Source organism: Bifidobacterium sp. WCA-178-WT-4B, assembly GCF_009696495.1.
Lineage (GTDB): Bacteria > Actinomycetota > Actinomycetes > Actinomycetales > Bifidobacteriaceae > Bifidobacterium > Bifidobacterium infantis.
Window position 1 is genome coordinate 1 of record NZ_VULV01000026.1, and the last position, 5320, is coordinate 5320.

A 5320-nucleotide genomic window follows, 5' to 3' on the forward strand; every position below is an offset into this window, starting at 1 on the left:
TTTTTTTGTGGAGGGTTCGATTCTGGCTCAGGATGAACGCTGGCGGCGTGCTTAACACATGCAAGTCGAACGGGATCCATCAAGCTTGCTTGGTGGTGAGAGTGGCGAACGGGTGAGTAATGCGTGACCGACCTGCCCCATACACCGGAATAGCTCCTGGAAACGGGTGGTAATGCCGGATGTTCCAGTTGATCGCATGGTCTTCTGGGAAAGCTTTCGCGGTATGGGATGGGGTCGCGTCCTATCAGCTTGACGGCGGGGTAACGGCCCACCGTGGCTTCGACGGGTAGCCGGCCTGAGAGGGCGACCGGCCACATTGGGACTGAGATACGGCCCAGACTCCTACGGGAGGCAGCAGTGGGGAATATTGCACAATGGGCGCAAGCCTGATGCAGCGACGCCGCGTGAGGGATGGAGGCCTTCGGGTTGTAAACCTCTTTTATCGGGGAGCAAGCGTGAGTGAGTTTACCCGTTGAATAAGCACCGGCTAACTACGTGCCAGCAGCCGCGGTAATACGTAGGGTGCAAGCGTTATCCGGAATTATTGGGCGTAAAGGGCTCGTAGGCGGTTCGTCGCGTCCGGTGTGAAAGTCCATCGCTTAACGGTGGATCCGCGCCGGGTACGGGCGGGCTTGAGTGCGGTAGGGGAGACTGGAATTCCCGGTGTAACGGTGGAATGTGTAGATATCGGGAAGAACACCAATGGCGAAGGCAGGTCTCTGGGCCGTTACTGACGCTGAGGAGCGAAAGCGTGGGGAGCGAACAGGATTAGATACCCTGGTAGTCCACGCCGTAAACGGTGGATGCTGGATGTGGGGCCCGTTCCACGGGTTCCGTGTCGGAGCTAACGCGTTAAGCATCCCGCCTGGGGAGTACGGCCGCAAGGCTAAAACTCAAAGAAATTGACGGGGGCCCGCACAAGCGGCGGAGCATGCGGATTAATTCGATGCAACGCGAAGAACCTTACCTGGGCTTGACATGTTCCCGACGATCCCAGAGATGGGGTTTCCCTTCGGGGCGGGTTCACAGGTGGTGCATGGTCGTCGTCAGCTCGTGTCGTGAGATGTTGGGTTAAGTCCCGCAACGAGCGCAACCCTCGCCCCGTGTTGCCAGCGGATTGTGCCGGGAACTCACGGGGGACCGCCGGGGTTAACTCGGAGGAAGGTGGGGATGACGTCAGATCATCATGCCCCTTACGTCCAGGGCTTCACGCATGCTACAATGGCCGGTACAACGGGATGCGACGCGGCGACGCGGAGCGGATCCCTGAAAACCGGTCTCAGTTCGGATCGCAGTCTGCAACTCGACTGCGTGAAGGCGGAGTCGCTAGTAATCGCGAATCAGCAACGTCGCGGTGAATGCGTTCCCGGGCCTTGTACACACCGCCCGTCAAGTCATGAAAGTGGGCAGCACCCGAAGCCGGTGGCCTAACCCCTTGTGGGATGGAGCCGTCTAAGGTGAGGCTCGTGATTGGGACTAAGTCGTAACAAGGTAGCCGTACCGGAAGGTGCGGCTGGATCACCTCCTTTCTACGGAGAATACAGGATGCCGTTCGGCGTCCGGTGCGGACCCTCCCGCGCGATGGTCGCGTGTGGACGGGTTGCTGGTGTGGAAGAGATCATGGGCTTTCGGTTCGTCCGTCGTGGGATGTTCCGCGGGGGTGGTGCGGATGCGCTTTTGGGCTCCCGGATCGCCACCCCAGGCTTTTTGCCTGGCGCGATTCGATGCCCGTCGTGCCTGCGGGCCGGCCGTGTGCCGGCGTGATGGCGTGGCGGTGCGTGGTGGCTTGAGAACTGGATAGTGGACGCGAGCAAAACAATGGTTTTGAATCTTTGTTTTGCTGTTGATTTCGAATCGAACTCTATTTTTTAGTGTTTGTTTCGATCGTTTTGTGATCATTTTTAGTGTGATGATTTGTCGTCTGGGAATTTGCTAGAGGAATCTTGCGGCCATGCACTCTCGTGGTGTGTGTTGCTTGCAAGGGCGTATGGTGGATGCCTTGGCAGACAGGACCGATGAAGGACGTTTGAGGCTGCGATATGCCTCGGGGAGCCGCCAACAGGGCTTTGATCCGAGGATTTCCGAATGGGGGAACCCACCGACCGTCATGGGTCGGTACCGGCTTCGGCCGGGGGGTACGCAGGGAAGTGAAACATCTCAGTACCTGCAGGAAAGGATATTCCGTGAGTAGTGGCGAGCGAAAGCGGATGATGGCCAAACCTTGCGCGTGTGATACCCGTCGGGGGTTGCGTGTGGGGTGTTGCGGGATCGCGTGTGCCGGCTCCGACGGGCCGGCCGGCAGTTGCAGAAAACCATGTGTCAGGGGAACCGGGTTGAATACCGGGCCGCAGAGGGTGAGGGCCCCGTACCTGAACGCGCATGGTCTGCCGATCGCGTCTCCCAAGTAGCACGGGTCCCGTGGAACCCCGTGCGAATCCGCCCGGACCGTTGGGTAAGCCTGAATATTCCTGTCTGACCGATAGCGAACGAGTACCGTGAGGGAAAGGTGAAAAGTACCCCGGGAGGGGAGTGAAACAGTCTCTGAAACCGTGCGCCTACAATCCGTCGGAGCCTCTTCGTGGGGTGACGGCGTGCCTATCGAAAAATGAGTCTGCGAGTCAGTGGCATGTGGCGAGCATAACCCGTGTGGGGTATGCGTAGCGAAGGCGAGTCTTAAAAGGCGTTTGAAGTCGCGTGTCCTGGACCCGAAGCGGGATGATCTAGCCCTGAGCAGGTTGAAGCGCGGGTAAGACCGTGTGGAGGACCGAACCCACCTGGGTTGAAAACCGGGGGGATGACTTGGGGTTAGGGGTGAAAGGCCAATCAAATTCCGTGATAGCTGGTTCTCTCCGAAATGCATTTGGGTGCAGCGTCGGGTCATTACGTCCCGGGGGTAGAGCTACTGGATGCTTGCGGGCCCGTATCGGGTACCAACAGCAACCAAACTCCGAATACCGGTGACGTGTATCCCGGCAGTGAGTCGGCGGGGGATAAGCTTCGTCGTCGAAAGGGAAACAGCCCAGACCGTCGTCTAAGGTCCCGAAGCGTGTGCTAAGTGGGAAAGGATGTGGAGTCGCATAGACAGCCAGGAGGTTGGCTCAGAAGCAGCCATCCTTGAAAGAGTGCGTAACAGCTCACTGGTCTAGTGGTTCCGCGCCGACAATGTAGCGGGGCTCAAGCACACCACCGAAGACGCGGCAGTATCGTTTGGTACTGGGTAGGAGAGCGTCCCATGAGGGGCGAAGCGGGCGTGGAAGCGTCCGTGGACTTCATGGGAGTGAGAATGCAGACATGAGTAGCGAAAGACGGGTGAAGATCCCGTCCGCTGGATGACCAAGGGTTCCAGGGCCACGTTCATCGTCCCTGGGTGAGTCGGGTCCTAAGGCGAGGCCGACAGGCGTAGTCGAATGGATGAACGGGTCGATATTCCCGTACCGGCTTTCAGCCGCCAAAACCGAGGCTTGGAGTACTAACCTCCGGGTCCGGGCTTACTTCCCCTTCGGGGGTGGGATGCCCTGGCCTGTTGGGACCGATCCTTGTAGTAGGTCAGCGCAGGAGTGACGCAGAAGGGTAGCCGGCCGCGGAGGTGGTCTTCCGTGGTCAAGCACGCAGGGCGTGGGACAGGCAAATCCGTCCCGCATGGGTCCGAGGTGCGATGGTGGGGGCCTTATGGCCCGATATCCGGTGATCCCGGCTGCCGAGAAAAGCTTCGGCGTGAGGCTCGAAGCCGCCCGTACCCCAAACCGACACTGGTGGTCAGGTAGAGAATACCAAAGCGATCGAGCGAATCCTGGTCAAGGAACTCGGCAAATCACTCCCGTTCCTTCGGTTTAAGGGAGACCCCCGATGGTGAGCCGCCTCGCGCGGGGAGCTTTTGGGGGTGGCACAGACCAGGGGGTAGCGACTGTTTACCAAAAACACAGGTGCATGCGAAGGCGCAAGCCGCTGTATATGCACTGACGCCTGCCCGGTGCCGGAAGGTTAAGAGGATCCGTCAGCCTTCGGGTGAAGCGGTGAATTCAAGCCCCGGTAAACGGCGGTGGTAACTATAACCATCCTAAGGTAGCGAAATTCCTTGTCGGGTAAGTTCCGACCTGCACGAATGGCGTAACGACTTCCCCACTGTCTCGACCAGGAGCTCGGCGAAATTGCAGTACGAGTAAAGATGCTCGTTAAGCGCAGAAGGACGAAAAGACCCCGGGACCTTTACTATACCTTGGTATTGGCATTCGGTGTGGATTGTGTAGCATAGGCGGGAGGCTTCGAAGCGTTGGCGCCAGCCAGTGTGGAGCCGCAAGGTGAAATACCGCTCTGTTCGCATTGGATGTCTAACCTCGACCAGTCATCCTGGTCAGGGACAGTGCCTGGCGGGTAGTTTAACTGGGGCGGTTGCCTCCCAAAGAGTAACGGAGGCGCCCAAAGGTCCGCTCAGCCCGGTTGGCAATCGGGTGGCGAGTGCAAGTGCACAAGCGGGCTTGACTGCGAGGACGACGGTCCGAGCAGGGACGAAAGTCGGGACTAGTGATCCGGTGCCGGTGTACGGACGCGGCATCGCTCAACGGATAAAAGGTACCCCGGGGATAACAGGCTGATCATTCCCAAGAGTCCATATCGACGGGATGGTTTGGCACCTCGATGTCGGCTCGTCGCATCCTGGGGCTGGAGCAGGTCCCAAGGGTTCGGCTGTTCGCCGATTAAAGCGGCACGCGAGCTGGGTTCAGAACGTCGTGAGACAGTTTGGTCTCTATCCTCTGCGCTCGTTGGAATGTTGAGGAGGCCTGCCCATAGTACGAGAGGACCTGGGTGGACGAACCTCTGGTATGCCGGTTGTCACGCCAGTGGCACGGCCGGTTGGCTACGTTCGGAAGGGATAACCGCTGAAAGCATCTAAGCGGGAAGCCTGCTCCAAGATAAGCATTCCGTGCAGCCTCGAGCTGCTGTAGTCCCCATGCAGAACACGTGGTCGATAGGCCGGACGTGGAAGCCCCGCGAGGGGTGGAGCCGACCGGTACTAACGGACGAAAGGCAACACTCATTCCCCGATCTGTTCGGGGAGCGCATCATCCTCCTGCAAACGACACCAGACGGCAATGAGCATTGTCTGGCCACAAGACGAAACATCAACGGCATTCGCGTCCCCTGTCCGGTTCCCAGGCCGCCACAAGGCCGGCAGACCCCAGTGTCTGACCGTATAAGAGAAGATTTGCGGCGGCCATGGCCCAGGTGAGACGCCCGGTCCCATTCCGAACCCGGAAGCTAAGGCCTGGCACGGCGATGGTACTGCACCCGACAGGGTGTGGGAGAGTAGCACGCCGCCGCA

General features: G+C 59.2%; 3 rRNA genes. All 3 read left to right on the forward strand.

Annotated features, from left to right (window positions below):
* Positions 1 to 4 precede the first annotated feature (4 nt).
* Positions 5 to 1529 (forward strand): 16S ribosomal RNA (locus tag FYJ31_RS12340).
* A 438-nt stretch (positions 1530 to 1967) separates the two neighbouring features.
* Positions 1968 to 5035 (forward strand): 23S ribosomal RNA (locus tag FYJ31_RS12345).
* A gap of 169 nt (positions 5036 to 5204) precedes the next feature.
* Positions 5205 to 5320: ribosomal RNA gene (rrf, locus tag FYJ31_RS12350) — 5S ribosomal RNA — on the forward strand; the annotation flags it as partial.